Origin of the sequence: Sagittula sp. SSi028, assembly GCF_048553715.1 — a bacterium.
Taxonomy (GTDB): domain Bacteria; phylum Pseudomonadota; class Alphaproteobacteria; order Rhodobacterales; family Rhodobacteraceae; genus Sagittula.
Window position 1 is genome coordinate 409513 of sequence record NZ_JBLZNC010000003.1, and the last position, 16962, is coordinate 426474.

General features: G+C 62.8%; 16 protein-coding genes. 9 read left to right on the top strand and 7 right to left on the bottom strand.

Annotated features, from left to right (window positions below; translation table 11 throughout):
- Positions 1 to 214: 214 nt before the first annotated feature.
- Positions 215 to 595: a preprotein translocase subunit SecG gene (gene secG / locus ACN5AZ_RS08210; protein WP_419428373.1), complete on the bottom strand. Its 381-nt coding sequence runs from the start codon at positions 593 to 595 to the stop codon at positions 215 to 217.
- 87 nt (positions 596 to 682) lie between these two features.
- Positions 683 to 1078, bottom strand: a complete 396-nt coding sequence (locus ACN5AZ_RS08215; RefSeq protein ID WP_419428374.1) for a DUF6524 family protein — start codon at positions 1076 to 1078, stop codon at positions 683 to 685.
- Between the two features lie 155 nt (positions 1079 to 1233).
- Between ACN5AZ_RS08215 and ACN5AZ_RS08220 the strand changes: the two genes are divergently transcribed.
- Both ACN5AZ_RS08220 and ACN5AZ_RS08225 read left to right on the top strand, forming a co-directional pair.
- Positions 1234 to 2529 (top strand): adenylosuccinate synthase, encoded by a 1296-nt coding sequence (locus tag ACN5AZ_RS08220; RefSeq protein ID WP_419428375.1) that lies wholly within the window; start codon positions 1234 to 1236, stop codon positions 2527 to 2529.
- Positions 2530 to 2539: 10 nt separating this feature from the next.
- On the top strand, positions 2540 to 2806 hold the full coding sequence (locus ACN5AZ_RS08225) for a DUF2842 domain-containing protein (protein WP_419428376.1): 267 nt from the start codon (positions 2540 to 2542) through the stop codon (positions 2804 to 2806).
- Positions 2807 to 2936: 130 nt separating this feature from the next.
- On the opposite strand, the gene ACN5AZ_RS08230 is transcribed toward ACN5AZ_RS08225, so the two are convergent.
- The gene (locus tag ACN5AZ_RS08230) at positions 2937 to 5030 is read right to left on the bottom strand and encodes a hypothetical protein (RefSeq protein WP_419428377.1); all 2094 of its coding nucleotides are present in this window, start codon (positions 5028 to 5030) and stop codon (positions 2937 to 2939) included.
- Positions 5031 to 5348: 318 nt separating this feature from the next.
- Here ACN5AZ_RS08230 and ACN5AZ_RS08235 point away from each other — a divergent pair, with 318 nt between their 5' ends.
- Positions 5349 to 6032: a thiamine diphosphokinase gene (locus tag ACN5AZ_RS08235; RefSeq protein ID WP_419428378.1), complete on the top strand. Its 684-nt coding sequence runs from the start codon at positions 5349 to 5351 to the stop codon at positions 6030 to 6032.
- Here ACN5AZ_RS08235 and ACN5AZ_RS08240 read toward each other — a convergent pair.
- The 4 genes from ACN5AZ_RS08240 to ACN5AZ_RS08255 form a co-directional block, all read right to left on the bottom strand.
- The gene (locus ACN5AZ_RS08240; RefSeq protein WP_419428379.1) at positions 5956 to 6894 is read right to left on the bottom strand and encodes a DMT family transporter; all 939 of its coding nucleotides are present in this window, start codon (positions 6892 to 6894) and stop codon (positions 5956 to 5958) included. The two genes, ACN5AZ_RS08235 and ACN5AZ_RS08240, sit on opposite strands and share 77 nt — an antisense overlap.
- A gap of 44 nt (positions 6895 to 6938) precedes the next feature.
- The gene (locus ACN5AZ_RS08245; protein WP_419428380.1) at positions 6939 to 7874 is read right to left on the bottom strand and encodes an AEC family transporter; all 936 of its coding nucleotides are present in this window, start codon (positions 7872 to 7874) and stop codon (positions 6939 to 6941) included.
- 81 nt (positions 7875 to 7955) lie between these two features.
- Positions 7956 to 8756, bottom strand: coding sequence for an MBL fold metallo-hydrolase (locus tag ACN5AZ_RS08250; protein ID WP_419428381.1), 801 nt, complete (start codon positions 8754 to 8756; stop codon positions 7956 to 7958).
- Positions 8753 to 9565 (bottom strand): TatD family hydrolase, encoded by an 813-nt coding sequence (locus ACN5AZ_RS08255; RefSeq protein WP_419428382.1) that lies wholly within the window; start codon positions 9563 to 9565, stop codon positions 8753 to 8755. Before ACN5AZ_RS08255 ends, ACN5AZ_RS08250 begins: the two co-directional genes overlap by 4 nt.
- A 767-nt stretch (positions 9566 to 10332) precedes the next feature.
- Between ACN5AZ_RS08255 and mraZ the strand changes: the two genes are divergently transcribed.
- From mraZ to ACN5AZ_RS08285, 6 genes are all read left to right on the top strand, one after another.
- Positions 10333 to 10851 (top strand): division/cell wall cluster transcriptional repressor MraZ, encoded by a 519-nt coding sequence (gene mraZ / locus ACN5AZ_RS08260; protein WP_419428383.1) that lies wholly within the window; start codon positions 10333 to 10335, stop codon positions 10849 to 10851.
- The gene (rsmH, locus tag ACN5AZ_RS08265; RefSeq protein ID WP_419428384.1) at positions 10851 to 11819 is read left to right on the top strand and encodes a 16S rRNA (cytosine(1402)-N(4))-methyltransferase RsmH; all 969 of its coding nucleotides are present in this window, start codon (positions 10851 to 10853) and stop codon (positions 11817 to 11819) included. Before mraZ ends, rsmH begins: the two co-directional genes overlap by 1 nt.
- Before the next feature lie 12 nt (positions 11820 to 11831).
- Positions 11832 to 12179, top strand: a complete 348-nt coding sequence (gene ftsL / locus ACN5AZ_RS08270; protein WP_419428385.1) for a cell division protein FtsL — start codon at positions 11832 to 11834, stop codon at positions 12177 to 12179.
- Positions 12176 to 13972 (top strand): peptidoglycan D,D-transpeptidase FtsI family protein, encoded by a 1797-nt coding sequence (locus tag ACN5AZ_RS08275; protein ID WP_419428386.1) that lies wholly within the window; start codon positions 12176 to 12178, stop codon positions 13970 to 13972. Before ftsL ends, ACN5AZ_RS08275 begins: the two co-directional genes overlap by 4 nt.
- A 75-nt stretch (positions 13973 to 14047) precedes the next feature.
- Positions 14048 to 15529 (top strand): UDP-N-acetylmuramoyl-L-alanyl-D-glutamate--2,6-diaminopimelate ligase, encoded by a 1482-nt coding sequence (locus tag ACN5AZ_RS08280; RefSeq protein ID WP_419428387.1) that lies wholly within the window; start codon positions 14048 to 14050, stop codon positions 15527 to 15529.
- Positions 15526 to 16962 carry a UDP-N-acetylmuramoyl-tripeptide--D-alanyl-D-alanine ligase gene (locus ACN5AZ_RS08285; protein WP_419428388.1) on the top strand — a complete coding sequence of 479 codons (1437 nt, stop codon included), beginning with the start codon at positions 15526 to 15528 and terminating at the stop codon, positions 16960 to 16962. Before ACN5AZ_RS08280 ends, ACN5AZ_RS08285 begins: the two co-directional genes overlap by 4 nt.

Sequence of the window (16962 nt, forward strand, 5' to 3'; positions counted from 1 at the left end):
TGGCTAATAGCGGATTCGCTGCAAAAAGTCCACCCATCCCGCTAGATGATGTTGGTAAACGGGGCGCGGCATGCCACAGGTTGTGGGCTACTGCCCGCCGAACGTAAGCAGAGAAGCCGTTGCAATCGTTGCAAAACAGCTGCGCCGCGATGGCATGTGCACAACGAAAAAGGCGACCCTGCGGGCCGCCTTTGTGATTGGTTTGCAGGCCGGATCAGTCGGCGCGCGGGGTCAGCGGCTCTGCGCTGCCATCCGCCGAGGGGGGCGGCAAAAGACCATCAAGGTCAAGATCGCCCGCCGGGGCATCTGCGTTGTCCTCGGTCGTCTGTGAGCCCAGCGGCGCGAGACGGTCGAGAATCGAGGAGCCTGCGGAATTCTGTGCGGCAAAGATCGTCAGCGTGATGGAGGTCACGATAAACGCGCCCGCCAGCATCCATGTGAATTTGGCCAAAGGCGTTGTTGCAGGGCGTGCGCCTGCGGGGCCGCCACCGCCGCCACCCATGCCAAGGCCGCCGCCTTCGTTGCGCTGAAGCAGCACGACCCCGATCAGGCCGAGGGCAAGGAGAAGGTGGATGATAAGGACGACGTTCTGCATGAGGCCTATACGATCTTTACGGAGTTCGCGGTTATGTAGGCGAAGGCGGGCAGGGACGCAAGGCGCTCGGGTCCCGTGGGGGTTGGTTTATTCCTCGACATCGTCGGTATCGACCTGACCGGAGATCGCGCGGCGGATGATTGACCAGCTCATCCCGATGCCTAGCACCAGCGATCCGGCAAAGATGGCAATCCACGTGGCAAACCCGGGATCGCTGATGCTGATCAGCCCGAAATCGGTCGCCACCCACAACAGTGCGGCAAACAGGGCCAGCACAAAGACCACACCACCCGCCCCGATCGAGCGGAATGTCGCGCGCAGGTAGATCACATATCCCGCCAGCAGGATCAGCCCCGCAAGGGTCACCACAGATTTGGTATCGTCCCAATGTGCCCGTGCCAGTTCGATGTAATTCCAACCCGTCGGGTTGTAGGTCGCGGCGATCAAAAGAAAGGCAAACAGCCAGCGCAGGAAAAAGGACATAGGGGCACCTCGTGATGGTCGGCGCCATAGGTGGCGGTTGTGGGCGCAACTGTAAAGACTGCGCTCTATCGTCTTGGAAGCGAATTAGTGGTTTCGCCTAAGGCGGGCTGCCTTTATACGGGCGCGGGTTTGAGATCACCGAAAGGACCTGTGGTATGGCAAACGTCGTGGTTGTCGGCGCCCAGTGGGGCGACGAAGGCAAAGGCAAGATCGTGGATTGGCTGTCGGAACGTGCCGATGTCATCTGCCGGTTTCAGGGCGGCCACAATGCGGGCCACACTCTGGTGATTGACGGCAAGGTCTACAAGCTGCATGCGCTGCCTTCGGGTGTGGTGCGCGGCGGCAAGCTGTCCGTGATCGGCAATGGCGTGGTGCTGGACCCGTGGCATCTGGTGGGCGAGATCGAAACCGTCCGCGCGCAAGGCGTTGAAATCACGCCTGAAACGCTGATGATCGCGGAGAACACGCCGCTGATCCTGCCGATCCACGGCGAGCTGGATCGCGCCCGTGAAGAGGCGGCCTCCAAGGGCACGAAGATCGGGACCACAGGCCGTGGCATCGGCCCGGCCTATGAGGACAAGGTGGGCCGTCGCGCCGTGCGTGTGGCGGATCTGGCCGATCCCGCAACGCTTGAGGCGCGGGTGGACCGCGCGCTGCAGCACCATGACCCGCTGCGCAAGGGCTTGGGAATCGAAGCGGTGGACCGCGAGGCGCTGCTCGCTCAGCTGCGCGAGATCGCAGACAAGATTCTGCCCTATGCCGCGCCGGTGTGGAAAGTGCTGAATGAAAAGCGCAAAGCCGGTTCGCGGATTCTGTTTGAAGGGGCGCAGGGCGCGCTGCTGGACATCGATTTCGGAACCTACCCCTTTGTGACCTCGTCCAATGTGATCGCCGGTCAGGCGGCCACGGGCACCGGCATCGGTCCGGGCTCGATCGATTATGTGTTGGGGATCGTCAAAGCCTATACCACACGTGTGGGCGAAGGGCCTTTCCCGACCGAGCTTGACGACGCGGACGGCCAGCGTTTGGGCGAGCGGGGGCATGAATTCGGCACGACCACCGGACGCAAGCGTCGCTGCGGCTGGTTTGATGCGGCGCTGGTGCGCCAGACCTGCGCGACCTCGGGCGTGAACGGTATTTCGCTCACCAAGCTGGATGTGCTGGACGGGTTCGAGACGCTGAAGATCTGTGTGGGCTACGAGCTGGACGGCAAACGTCTGGATTACCTGCCTTTCGCCAGCGAAGAGCAGGCCCGCTGCACACCGATCTACGAGGAAATGGAAGGCTGGTCCGAATCGACCGAAGGCGCGCGGTCCTGGGCGGATCTGCCCGGCGCTGCGGTGAAATACGTGCGCCGCGTCGAAGAGCTGATTGGCTGTCCGGTGGCTTTGTTGTCGACCTCTCCGGAACGCGATGACACCATTCTTGTGACCGATCCCTTCGCGGACTGAGGGGGCGAGAATGGCATCGAAGAACGGGAATGGCTTGTCCTACGCAGCACGGCGCCGCTGGGCGTTGGTTTTGCTGCTTGTCGGGCTGCCGGTCTATATCGCGGCGGTCTGGTTTGTGCTGAGCCTGTTCGACCGTCCGCCTTTGTTGCTGGAATTCGTGGTCTATGTGGCGCTGGGCGTGATCTGGGCGCTGCCCTTCAAGTTTGTGTTCAAAGGGGTGGGGCAGGCCAATCCGGAGGATGCGCCTGTTGCCTTTGAGGATGACGACCGGCCCTGAACGGCCTTTGGGTCGTGGGGCGGCACTGTTCCGACTGCGTCGGAAGGCGCCCGCCCACCGACCCATCCACCACCGCACATAAAAAACGGCGCCCTGATGAGGCACCGTTTTCTGTTTTACATGTCGGGGCTTAGCCCACAGCCCGGTCCGGTTTGAAGCTGATGTGGTCGGCTGCCGTGAAGCGGCCACCGGCGGTCTTTTTGATTTTGCCCTCACGCAGGAGCTGGCCGAAGCTGCGCAGGCGATCCTCGCGCGAGCTTTCGCTATGTTCCGCCAGGCGCACGGTGGACATCAGCTGGGGCCGCGAGAACTGATCGCGCCCCTCGACGTAGGCCATATAGGCGGCGGCGGCCTCCAGCAGGTCGGGGAGGTCGGTTGCGCCCACCTGTTCTGCGTAGGCCACGAACCCTTCGCTGCCGGGGTCAAGATCACGTGCGGGTTCCTCGACCCGTTGAACGCGGCGGGGACGGACGGGCACGGTGCGCGGCAGATCCGAGGCCACGGGCGCTTGCGGCTGATCCTCGACCCGTTGTTCGGCCACCAGTTTCAGCGGAGCCGGACGGGCCGCCGGTTCGGCGGGGCGTTCGGTGCGCGCGGACCCCGTCTGCGGGCGGCGGGGACGCACAACGCTGGCCAGATCCTCGCGATAGGGTTCTTGTTCATCCTTTTTGTCCGCGCGATTGCCAAGCAAGCGATCTGCCTTTGTCGCGGCGACAGCGGCCCGCAGATGCGCGATGGCGGTGCGGCGGCGGTTGCCCTCGGGCTCGTCCATCTCCGAGGCGGTCTGGTCCATCAGGCGCGAGGTATCGTCGTCGGCCACATTGCGTTCGGTGAGCATGGCGCGCGCCGGGCTGGCCATTTTGACCGTTTTTCGGGCGGTGTCGCGCACCTGATCTGCGACGTCATCCGATGGGGTGTCTGCGATGGCGGCGGCGGTCCGGTCGGCGATGTCGTCGACGGCCTCTTCGGGGGACCAGCGCAGGTCTGCGGCGCTGTCTTCAACCTCTGCCACCATCGGATTGTCAAGACGCAGGGGGGCAGGGGTGTCTGCCTGCGCCACCTCTGGCGTGTCGTCGTACCAGTTGTCGTCCGCATCGTCGTCTTCTGCGGTGTCGGCCCAGTCGTCGAATTCACCGGTCAGCTCCGCCTTGACGGCCGCGAGTTCGCGGGCAAGCTCATCCTCTTCCTCGGGGGAGAGGGTGCTTTGGTCGGCCATGGGGGCGGATGTCTCTGCGGTGTCGTCTTCTTCGACTTCCTCGATCTGGCCCGACTCTACAGCGCGCAGGAAATCGGCGCGCTTGACCTTGACCACGCGGGCGCGGATGGGCTGCGGTGCGGGTGCTTCCGGTTCGGGGTCGGCCATGGTGTCGTCGGCCATAACCTCGCCATCGTCGAGATCGTCTGCAAACCAGTTGTCGCTGTCGTCCTCGGCAATTTCGTCTGCATCTCCATCCGAGCCACGTGCGGCGTCCGGTTCGATGGCTTCTGCCAAGGCATCCGATTGCCCCATGAGGCTGGCGATGGTGTCCGCGAGAGTGGTGTCTGTTGCGTCAACGGTCTCGGCGGTGTCCTCGGCAGCTTCGGGAAACTGGTCTTCGAACTGCGAGTCGCTTTCAAGCTCGCTGAGCAGGGCAGACAGGGCGTCGTCATCCACCTCTTCACCGGACACAGACGTCGCATCCGCCAGAGTTTGCGGCTCTGCCTCGGGCTGGACGGCTTCGGCGATGGCGATGTCTTGGGCGGGTGCGTCTTCGGCCTCGTCCTGGATGGCGTCTTCCAGTTCGATCAGGTCCGCATCGTCCTGAACGTCCTCTGTCAGGGCGTCCTCGGCGGGCACGTCTTCGGCGGTTGTGTCCGCCGCGTCGGTGCTGGCCACAACGGCGCGGATGCGGTCGAGCTTGGCCGCCACGCTATCAGGGGTGGAGGGCCGCGGAGCAGGCGCGGTCCCCTCCAAGGTGGGCTGTGCCACCGTCTCGTCGAGGGCAGCAGCCTCGGATGTTTCGGGCAGTTCCGCGTCGACGGTGTCCAGCGGGACCTCTGTCATGACGGCGGTGGCCTCGATGGTGTCGTCATCGGGCAGGGAATCCTCTACCGGCTGGGCGCTGCGACGGGTCGGACCTGCCGCCAATGCGGCGCTGAGCGCACCTGAAGACGATGCCGCGTTGCCCAATGTGACCGAACCCTGATCCATGTCAGGGGTCTCGGCCAGTTTGGCGCGCATCATTTCGGTTGCCAGTTCCGGATCAAACTGTGGGGGTTCTGCCCCGAAAAAACGGTCGTTGCCTACAACGCCCCTGAAAAAATGGGTCGTTTCTTTAACCACCGCGAGCGGATCTTCGAAACCTTCTGCCGTACAGGAGAAGGTACCGTAAGAGACGGTTAGGATCTTGCTCGAACTCACCATGTGCTGCTCACTTTCGTTCGTAATGCAACAATGTGTTTACCACGATCAAACGGACCAAAGCTGACCGATTCTGTGCTCATAAGCGTATCATTTCATGTCGGCATTGTGGTCTGTTTCTCAAAACGCCATTAATTCGCCATGAATGATAGAACTGTTCGAACGTGCCGCAAGGTCATCCTCGTTGGCGGCGGATCGGTCCAACCGTCCGTTTTGAAAGAGGTTTTGGCGCAGGCCAGCCATATCGTCGCCGCAGATGGGGGCGCAAAACATGTGCTGGATGCGGGATTTACGCCTCATGCGGTCTTTGGGGACATGGATTCCCTGTCCGCCGCGGATCAGGAAAGATTGCCGCCAGAGGTGCTTCATCACGTCGCAGAACAAGACAGCACCGATTTCGACAAATGTTTGCGTCATATCGAGGCCACATTGGTGTTGGGCTACGGCTTTCTTGGTCAGCGGCTGGATCACCAGCTTGCGGCGATGAATGTGCTGGTGCGCCGGGCGCATCAGCCGTGCATTCTGGTGGGCCGCCATGACGCGGTGGTTCATTGCCCGCCAGAGCTACGACTGACCCTGCCTATGGGCGCGCGGTTTTCGCTGTTTCCCATGGCGCCGGTGCGGGGGAGGTCCGCGGGGCTGCGCTGGCCCATCGACGGGATCGACTTTGCCCCCGCCGGGGTGATTGGCACCTCGAACGAGGTTTGCGGCCCGGTGTCTGTGGCGCCCGAGCGTGAAGGCATGGTGGCTATTGTGCCGGTGGAGAGCCTTGATGCATTGGTTTCGGCTGTGCAGTCAGCGCCGCGCTGGCCCGTTCGCGCATGACAATATACAGCCCCGCGCCCATGATAATGGCGATGCCGACGCTGGCCATTGCACCGGGGGTGTCGCGAAAGATCAGCCAGCCGATGGCGGTGGCCGCAGGAATTTCCAGATATTGCATCGGGGCCAAGGTGCTGGCGGGCGCGTATTTCAACGCCCAGGCCATAACGAGGTGTGACAGACTGCCGATCGCCCCCATCAACAAGACCAGCCGCCAGTGGTCAGGCTCTGGTGTGGTCCATGCGGTCTGGGCAATGCTGTCGGGGGTAAAGGCCATAACCGGCAGCAACAGCGCCAGCGCAATGGGTGCGGCCGCAGCCTGCTGGGCGATGGGGTCCAGACGCGGCCCGAGGGCGCGGCTCAGCAGCATATAGATGGTGAACACCAGCGCCACGGCCAGCGGGATCAGTGCGGGTGCGCCCACTTCGGAGAAGGCGGGCTGCAACACAAGCAGGGTGCCGCCAAATCCCACGACACAGGCGCCCAGACGGTGCGGCCCCACATGCTCCCCCATAAAGATATGCCCCAGCAACAGCGCGATGAACGGCATCACAAAAGCAATGGCGATGGCATCGGCAATGGGCAGATACATCAGCGCCTGCACCATCATCGCAATGCCCGCGATATGCATGACCGTGCGCGCGCTCAGCAAAACAAAGGTGCGGCGCGACATGCGCCACGACCGCCCCAGCACCAAAGACAGCGGGATCAGAAACACCGCCTGCAGGGCAAAGCGTAATGTGGTGATCTGGCCGACCGACAGATGTGGCCCCAGCAGTTTTGCCAGTGAATCGCCAAGCGGCGCAAAGATACAAAAGGCCAGCATCAACGCGATGCCAAGCATGGGGCGGTCTGTGTGGGTCATGGCTGCACGCTATGGTGGTGTCGGGCCAAGGTCCAGCACCCATTTCACGGCAGAAGCGCCAGCCAGATCCAAGCCGTCAGCACCGAGATGGCGGTAGAGATCAGCACGCCAGAGGCCGCCACACGCTTGGCGCGACCGTACATATTGGCAAAGACATAGGTGTTGATCCCCGGTGCCATGGCCGCCGTCACCACAGCCGCCCGCAATGCGCCATCCGACAGACCGGTGGCGCGGCCCAGCGTAAAGGTGATCGCCGGGTGCAGCAGCAGCGACACCGCGCAGATAAAGGCGATGATGCGGAAATCCCCCTCGGGGCGGTAGCGGTACAGCACGCCCCCCATGCCAAACAGCGCAGCGGGCAGGGCGGCACGGATCATCAGGTCCAGCGCGTCGGTCATCACCACGGGAAAGCGCAGATCCATCAGGTTCGCCATAGCGCCCAGCATAATGGCAATAACCAGCGCATTGCGGAACATGGCCGAGGCGACCTTGATCGGCAGTTGTCGGTTGGGGATGTTGTCGCGACGGGCGCGCACGATTTCCATAGCGGTGATGCCCAGCCCGTAGCCGATGGGCGAATGCAGCGCGACGATGACATAGTTATACTGTAGCGAGCCCTCGCCATAGGCACGCTCGCTGATTGGCAAGCCCAGCATGACGGTATTGGCAAACAGGCAGCAAAAGCCGATGGCGACCGCATCCTCCCAGTCGCGATGAAACACAAAGCGCGCGCCCAGCAGGCCGACGGTGAAGCCGATCAGCGTGCCACTGTAAAAGGACACCAGCTGCCACGGGTCAAAGTCGCCGCCCAGATCCAACTGCCAGATGCCGCGAAACAGCAGGCAGGGAATGGCGAAGTTGGTGGTAAAGCTCATCAGCCCGTCGACGGCGCTTTCCTGAAAGCCGCCTTTCCAAGCGGCCAGATAGCCTCCGCCGATGACCAGAAAGACAGGCAGGATGATTGTCAGAACGTCGTTCATGGGAAATCGCTTGTATATCTATGTCCCGAAAAGCCGGGCGGGTGGCGCGGGCCGCAGCAAGCGGCCCGGTCGCCTGTGATGTCAGACCGGATAGGTCAGGACCATGCCGTCATAGGCGGGCGTCACATGGTCGGGGGTCTCGGCCTCGACCGTGGCGTAGTCCAGATCGATATGCATGTTTGTCAGAACGGCGCGGCGCGGTGTGACACGGGCAATCCATTCCAGCGCCAGATCAAGATGCGCATGGGTGGGGTGCGGGCTGCGGCGCAGCGCGTCCACGATCCAGCAGTCCAGATCTTCGAGCAGGGGCCATGCCTCGTCGGGAATTTTCACAACGTCGGGCAGATAGGCGAGATCCCCGATGCGGAACCCAAGCGCATCGATGGCCCCATGGTTCACACGAAAGGGGGTCAGCGTCACATCGCCGCCCGCGCCGGACACGGTGACAGGGCCGTCGATGCTGTGCAGGTTCAGGATTGGCGGGTAGGGCGAGCCTGCGGGTTGCACAAAGGCATAGCCAAAGCGCGAGATCAGATCGTTTTGCGTATCACCGTCGGCCCAGACATCCAGCCGCTCGCGCGTGTTGAACACGATCTGGCGCAGATCATCCAGACCATGGACGTGATCCGCATGGGCATGGGTCCAGACGACCCCGTCCAGCGCGCCGATGCCTGCGTCCAAAAGCTGCGCGCGCATATCCGGCGTGGTGTCGATCAGCACCCGCGTCGTCCCATCCGGTCCCAGACGTTCGACCAGCATGGAACAGCGCCGCCGCCGGTTCTTTGGGTTGGTGGGGTCGCAGTCGCCCCAATGTCCGCCAAGGCGCGGCACCCCGCCAGAGGAGCCGCAGCCCAGAATGGTAAACCGAAGCTGGTCCGTCATGCGTCGGTCCGTTGCGGCGCCCATTGGGCGGCTTTGGCAAACAGGCGGTCGAAATTTGCCTCTGTCGCGGCGGCGAACTCTGCGTAAGACAAATCAAAGACCTCTGCCGCCTTTTGCGCGGTGTGCACTACATAAGAGGGTTCGTTCTGTTTGCCGCGATAGGGGGGCGGGGCAAGATACGGGCTGTCGGTTTCCACCAGAATGCGGTCCAGAGGAGCCTCGGCAAAAATATCGCGCAGCTCTTGTGATTTGGGGAATGCGGTGATCCCGGACATCGACAGATAAAACCCAAGATCAAGCGCCGCCTGCGCCAGCGCCCGCGATGACGAGAAACAGTGCATCACACATGTATAGGGCGCGCGTTTGTATCCGTCGGCAAGGATGCGGGCCATGTCATCATCCGCGTCACGGCTGTGGATGATCAACGGCAGCCCGGTTTCCTGTGCAGCCTGTATATGAATGTCGAGCGAGGTCTTCTGAATCTCGGCGCTGTCGGCGGTGTAGTGGTAATCCAGCCCCGTCTCGCCGATGCCGACGAATTTGGGATGCTGTGCCAAAGCGACCAGTTCATCGACACGGGCCAGCGGTTCCTCGGCGGCGCTCATCGGGTGGGTGCCTGCGGCGTAGAACACCGCATCATGGGCCTCTGCGATGGCGCGGACCTGCGGTTCGCTGCGCAGCTTGGTGCAGATTGTTACCATGCGGTGCACACCGGCGTCGACGGCGCGCCGGATAAACTCGGGGCGGGCCGCGTCGAAATTCGGGAAATCGAGATGGCAGTGACTGTCTGTAATGAGGGGCGTGGTCATGGGGCCTCCTTTGCGACTTGGTATCTAGGAGGACGCGCAGAGGGTCAAGACGGGCAGGGGGTGCTGTTGGGCCGCCATGGGACGACATGGTCCATGGGAAACCATGGGACGGGCCTATGGGAAAGCGTGGGACGAACTCGGCCAAAAGGCGCTGATACGAATCACGGTGGCGCGAGAGGGGGTGAATCCCTGTGGATAAATCGCTAGATCTGTGGATAACACTGTGATGGTACCAAATGTTCGTTGCCCGTTCCTCGCAGCTTTTGACGCATTATGCGGCCGCTTGTGGGTAACTGCAAAAAAATTGGGAATGCGTGGGAAAAAATCACACTCCGGTTCTTTGCGCATATCTGGTGTAACTGTCAGGTTTTTACACCATATAGGCCAGATCTTGCCGCGATTTTGCCGCAATATCTGGTTCTGAAGGGGCTCGTAAAACAAGATGCGGGGGCTGCGACCCGTAGATGACTGTTGATTACCATGAATTCCCATGCCAAACCTAACTCACACGATGAGACGGGCAGACGGGACGCGAAACGATCCCAACCGATACTCAAAAAAACAACAAAGAGCAGGTTCATACAGGCGCCCGCTTTCATCGTGACAACAAGGATCCGGCGCGCGGGCGAGCAGACATCCCCCCAGGTGGCGCGCGCAGTCGGAGACACCCGCCAACGCGGGTCAGCGGCGGGTTGATCAGTGGCAGCAGATCAACCCGCCGTTTTTACGTTCCGCAAGGGGCGCGTTTGATAGGAGGGCCGAGGGCAGTGGGCCGCAGGCTGAGGTTCAGAGGTGAAAGTCGACACAAAGTCGACACGAAGGGGCGGGTCTCGATTCCGGCCTCCTTTCGCCGTGTCCTCGAAGCAGGCGATCCCGACTGGGTCGAAGGTCTGAACCCGAATTTTGTGATCGTCTACGGGGATCACCGCCGCAAGTATCTGGAATGCTACACAATTAACGAGATCGAAGCCGTCGAAGACCGGATCGCCGGGATGAAGCGCGGCTCGCCCAAACGCCGCATGCTGGAGCGTCTGTTTTCGACCCAGTCGATGACCACCAGCGTGGACGAGACGGGCCGCATCGTGCTGCCCGCGAAACTGCGCGGCAAGGTCGGGATCTCGAACGAGGCCTATTTCGCGTCAAACGTCGACACCTTCCAGATCTGGGAGCCCACGGTCTTTGAAGAGGAAGAGCTGTCCAAGGCCGAAGAGTTCCTTGACGATCTGCCCGAGGATTTCGATCCGGTGCAGTTCCTCGACGAAGATGACGACGCGGAGGATCTGTGATGACGGGCGAAAGCGCGGCACCGCACATCCCTGTCCTGCTAGAACCATTGTTGCGTGAAGTGGCGCCGGTGTCGGGGGTCTGGATCGACGGCACCTTTGGCGCGGGCGGCTATTCCCGTGGGCTGGTCGAGGCGGGCGCGGATCAGGTGATCGGCATCGACCGCGATCCGTTGGCCCATGAGATGGCGGCGGACTGGCTGGGTGACTGGCCGAAAATCTCGCTTGTGCGCGACAATTTCAGCAATCTCGACAAGGTCGCCCCGCTGGTCGATGGCGTTGTGCTGGATCTGGGCGTGTCTTCCATGCAGCTTGATCAGGCAGAGCGCGGCTTTTCCTTCATGCGCGACGGGCCGCTCGACATGCGTATGGGGCAGGAGGGGCGGTCCGCTGCGGATATCGTCAACACCGCCACCGAGGCGGAACTGGCCGACATTCTATACATCTACGGCGAGGAACGTCAGTCCCGCCGGGTCGCGCGCGCCATCGTGCAGGACCGTCCTTTTGATCGCACCCTGCCGCTGGCGGAGATGATCGAACGGGTTCTGGGGCGCACAAAACCGGGTCAGGCGCATGCGGCGACGCGGTCCTTTCAGGCGTTGCGCATCGCGGTGAACGGCGAATTCGAGGCGCTGTGGCTGGGGTTGATGGCGGCGGAACGTGCGCTGAAACCGGGCGGTCTGCTGGCGGTTGTGACCTTTCATTCGGTCGAGGATCGCATGGTCAAGCGGTTCTTCCAGTTGCATGGCGACAAGAAAAAGCAGGTGAACAAATACGCCCGCACGCTAGAGGCGTCCGAGGCCCCGTTCGAGATCCTGACGCGCAAGGCCGTGGGGCCGGACCCGGACGAGCTTGCGCGCAACCCGCGTGCGCGATCCGCCAAGCTGCGGGTGGCGCGGCGCACAGATATGACAGCGGCAGACATCAGCGGCGCGGATATTGCCATGCCGATGCTGCGTGAAACCAAGTAAGGGGGACGTAAAATGCGGACAATCCTGTTCATTCTTTCGGCCCTTGCGGTCATCGGATCGGGCTACTGGGCCTATCGCGAGAACTACCAGACGCAGGACGAGCTTGATCGCGCCCAAGGTCTGCGTGCCGAGATCACCGCCGCGCGGGAACGTCTGGCGATCTTGCGGGCCGAATGGGCTTATCTCAACCGTCCGGACCGTCTGCGCGATCTGGCGGCGCTGAACTTTGACCGCCTTGGGTTGATCCCGCTGCGCCCCGATCAGTTCGGCCGCATTGATCAGGTGGCCTACCCGCTGCCGCCCGAGCTGGAGATCACGGACAGCGTCGAAGTGTCCTCTGTCGGAGCAAGCAACCCATGACGCGGATCCCCCTTCGCCCGCTGGCCCGGATTCTGGATGCACGTGAAAAGGGTGAAAACCCCGACGCCATCGAACGCGAGAACCGCCGCCTGCGCCACGAGGAAATGCGCGACCGGATGCGGCTGCGCGCCGAGGGGCGCCTGCTGGTTCTGGCGATCATGTTCTTTTGTGCCTATGGCGTGATTGGCGCGCGCATGGGGATGCTGTCCGCGTCCGAGCCGTCAGAGCCGCGCGCGCAGGCCTCTGGCGCGTCGATCATTGCAAGTCGGGCAGATATCGTTGACCGCTATGGTCGCGTGCTTGCGACCAACATGTCGACGCATTCGCTGTACGCCCATCCCCAGCAGATGATCGAGCCCGTGCGCGCGGCGGAACGTCTGGCAGAGATCTTCCCCGATCTCGATGCCGAAAAGCTGGCCGCGCGATTCACCGATCCCAAACGCAAGTTCCTGTGGGTGCGTAAGAAAATCAGCCCCGAGCAGATGCAGGCCGTGCATGACATCGGTGAGCCGGGGCTTTTGTTTGGCCCGCGTGAGATGCGCCTCTATCCCAATGGTCCGGTGCTGTCCCATGTCTTGGGCGGTGCGTCCTTTGGTCAGGAAGGTGTCCATTCCGCCGAGGTGATCGGCACCGCGGGGATCGAACGTTTCTTCGACAAAGAACTGCGCGATCCCGCCCGCGAAGGGGTGCCGCTGTCGCTGTCTATCGACCTGAGCGTGCAGGCCGCCTCCGAAGAGGTGCTGGATGCGGGCATGAAGCTCTTGAACGCCAAAGGGGCGGCTTCGGTGCTGATGGATGTGCACACGGGCGAGGTGATCTCGATCGTGTCCTTGCCGGATTTTGACCCCAATGACCGGCCGCGTCCGGCGGTGCAGGGGAACCCCTCCGACAGTCCGCTGTTCAACCGTGCCGTGCAAGGCGTTTACGAGCTTGGCTCCACCTTCAAGATCTTTACCGCCGCACAAGCCATGCAACTGGGGCTGGTCGGCCCGCAGACCGTTATCGATACGTCGCCGCCCTTCAAGGTCGGCGGTCACCGCATCGGTGAGTTCGACAATCACAACTATGGCGCGATTTCGGTCGAGAAGATCATCGTGAAATCCTCGAACCGGGGCACGGGCAAGCTGGCACTGGCCATCGGGTCGGACCGTCAAAAGGAATTCCTGAGCGCCTTGGGGCTGTTCGCGCCAACGCCTTTGGAAATCACCGAAGCCCAAGGGGGCAAGCCGCTCTACCCCGAGCGCTGGACCGATCTGTCTGCGGTCACAATCTCTTATGGCCACGGTATTTCGACCACGCCGCTGCATCTGGCGACCGGTTACGCCGCGATCGCCAATGGCGGCCATATGGTCAAGCCGACGCTTTTAAAGAAATCCGGCCCGCAATACACCGACGTCGTATTGAGCAAACATGTGGCCGAAGCCTCGATGCATATGCTGCGGCAGGTTGTTGCTCATGAGGACGGCACGGCCTCCTTTGCCGAGGTGCCCGGCTACCACGTGGCGGGCAAAACCGGCACCGCCGATAAACCCAAAGAGCGTGGGGGCGGCTACTACAAGGACAAGGTCATCGCGACCTTTGCCTCTGCCTTTCCAGCGCATGACCCGAAATATGTTCTGGTCGTCACTCTGGACGAGCCTGTGGAAACCTCTGGTTCGCGCCCGCGCCGCACGGCGGGTTGGACGGCTGTGCCTGTCGCTGCCGAGATGATCGGCCGAATTGCGCCGCTTCTTGGCTTGCGTCCCGAGTATGAAACGGGGCAATTGAACGTGATCACGAGCGCTTCGGACTGACCGTCAGGGATGTCGGGCGCGGGGTGGCCCAAGGGCTGCCCGAACCATGCTGCCGATACGACGAGGGGCGCGACCATGACTTCCCAATCCAAAAGCCTCAAGGACCTTGGCCTGACCGCACGCGGCGGACGCGATGCGACGGTGACCGGGCTGGCGGTGGATTCCCGCGATGTGAAAGACGGCTATCTGTTCGCGGCCTTGCCCGGTGTGCGGATGCATGGGGCGGAATTCATCCAGTATGCGCTGCGGCAGGGGGCGGGCGCGATCCTGACCGATGCAGAGGGCGCGCGTATCGCGGCAGAGGTGCTCGACGCCTCCGACGCGGCTGTGGTTGTGGCGGCAGATCCCCGTCAGGCGCTGGCCTATACGGCGGCGATCTGGTCAGGCGTACAGCCGGATACGGTTGTGGCTGTCACCGGCACCAATGGCAAAACCTCTGTCTCGACCTTTTGCCGCCAGATCTGGCAGGCGTTGGGGCTGCGGTCGGTCAACCTTGGCACCACCGGCGTTGAAGGTGACTGGACCGCGCCGTTGAAACACACCACGCCCGAACCGATCACCCTGCACCACATGCTGGCGCAGGCGGCCGAGGCGGGCGTGACCCATGCCGCGATGGAGGCATCCTCGCACGGTTTGGCGCAACGCCGTCTGGACGGGGTGCAACTGGCGGCGGCAGGGTTCACCAATTTCACGCAGGACCATCTGGATTACCACGCAAGCTTTGACGACTACTTTGACGCAAAGGCCGGGCTGTTTGCCCGTGTTCTGCCCGAAGACGGCGTGGCTGTGATCAACATCGACGATGCGCGCGGCGTTGATATGGCGGCCATCGCGCAGGCCCGTGGCCAAGAGGTGATGACTGTGGGCCGGCATGGCGCAGACATCACGTTGGAGGCACAGCGCTTTGATGCGACGGGTCAGGAAATGCGTGTCAGCTTTGAGGGGTCGGTCTGGCAGGTGCGTCTGGGGCTGATCGGCGGATTTCAGGCGGAGAACGTCCTGCTTGCCGCCGGTTTGGTGATCGCCTGCGGTGGCGATCCGGAAGACGTGTTCGACGTGTTGCCGCGCTTGGGCACCGTGCGTGGACGCATGGAGCTGGCCGCGACACGCACCAATGGCGCGGCGGTCTTCGTCGATTACGCCCATACGCCTGACGCGGTTGCCACAGCCATTCAGGCGCTGCGGCCCCATGTGATGGGCCGCTTGGTGGCCATCGTGGGCGCGGGCGGTGATCGGGACACGGGCAAGCGCCCGCTGATGGGGCAGGCCGCTGCGGCGCATGCGGATCTGGTGATTGTCACCGATGACAATCCCCGCAGCGAGGACCCGGCAGAGATCCGGCGCATGGTTCTGGAAGGCGCACCCGCCGCCATCGAGGTTGGCGACCGCGCCGAAGCCATCCTGCGCGGGGTCGACAGTCTGGGGCCGGGGGATGCGTTGTTGATCTGCGGCAAGGGGCACGAGACCGGCCAGACTGTGGGCGACACCGTCTATCCGTTTGACGATGTGGAACAGGCCAGCGTCGCGGTGGCCGCGCTGGAAGGGAAGGGGTTGTGATGCTTTGGACAGCGCAGGACGCGGCAAAGGCCACCGGCGGGCGTGTGGCATCCGATTGGGAAGTCAGCGGCGTATCCATCGATACGCGGACCATTGAAAAGGGCGATCTGTTTGTCGCGCTAAAGGCCGCGCGGGACGGGCATGACTTTGTGGCTCAGGCGTTGGAAAAGGGGGCGGCGGCGGCCTTGGTCAGCCGTATCCCAGAGGGTGTGGATAACCCCGAAAAGCTGCTGATCGTCGATGATGTACAGGCCGGACTTGAAGCATTGGGTGAAGCTGCCCGTGCGCGGTTCCAGGGGCGGGTCGTGGCGGTCACCGGATCGGTCGGCAAAACCTCGACCAAGGAAATGCTGCGTACGGTTTTGTCTGCGCAGGGGCGCGTGCACGCGGCAGAGAAATCCTACAACAACCATTGGGGCGTGCCGCTGACGCTGGCACGGATGCCGCAGGACGCGGATTTCGCCGTGATCGAAATCGGCATGAACCACCCCGGCGAGATCTCTCCGCTCGCCCGCATGGCGCGCCCGCATGTGGCCGTGGTGACCATCGTGGCGGCAGCGCATCTTGCTGCCTTTGAAAGCCTCGAAGGCATCGCCCGTGAAAAGGCCGCGATTTTTGACGGGCTCGAGCAGAAGGGCGTGGCGGTTTACAACGCGGACCTTCCCGTGAGCCATATCCTGAAAGACGCCGCTGCCGCCAAGGCCAAGCGCCTGATTTCCTTTGGCGAAACTTCAAAGGCGCACCACCGTCTGACCGAAGTGCGCGTGCAGGACGCCTGCACCGTGGTGCAAGGGCGGGCGTGGCGGTTGCCGCTTGTCTACAAGGTGATGGTGCCGGGGCGGCATTTCGCCGTCAACGCCATGGCGGTGATTGCGGTGGCATCAGCGCTCAATCTTGATCGGGCGCTGGCCTTGGCCGCAATGGCGCAATGGGAGGCCGGGGCCGGGCGCGGGTTGCGCGAACGCATCATGCTGGACGCGGTTGACGAGGGTCTGACCCTCGAGCTGATCGACGACGCCTATAATTCCAATCCTGCCTCTCTGGGGGCCGCGCTTGAAGTGCTGGCCGCAGCACAGCCGCGCGACCATGTGGGACGGCAGGATCGCGGGCGTCGCATCGCCTATCTCGGCGATATGAAAGAGCTGGGCCGCGACGAGGTCGCGATGCACAAGGCATTGGCCGACAACAGGTTTCTGCGCCAGATCGACGTGGTCCACTGCATCGGTCCGCTGATGAAACACCTGTGGGAGGCCTTGCCGCGCGAACGGCGTGGCCATTGGGCCGAAACCAGCGAAAAATTGGCCAAACGGGTGCGCGCGGATCTGGATGCCGGCGATGTTGTGCTGGCAAAGGGGTCTTTGTCGATGGGCGTAGGGCGCGTGGTTGACGCCATTCGCAAAATGCGCCAATCGGCAAGCGATATCGAAGGGTAG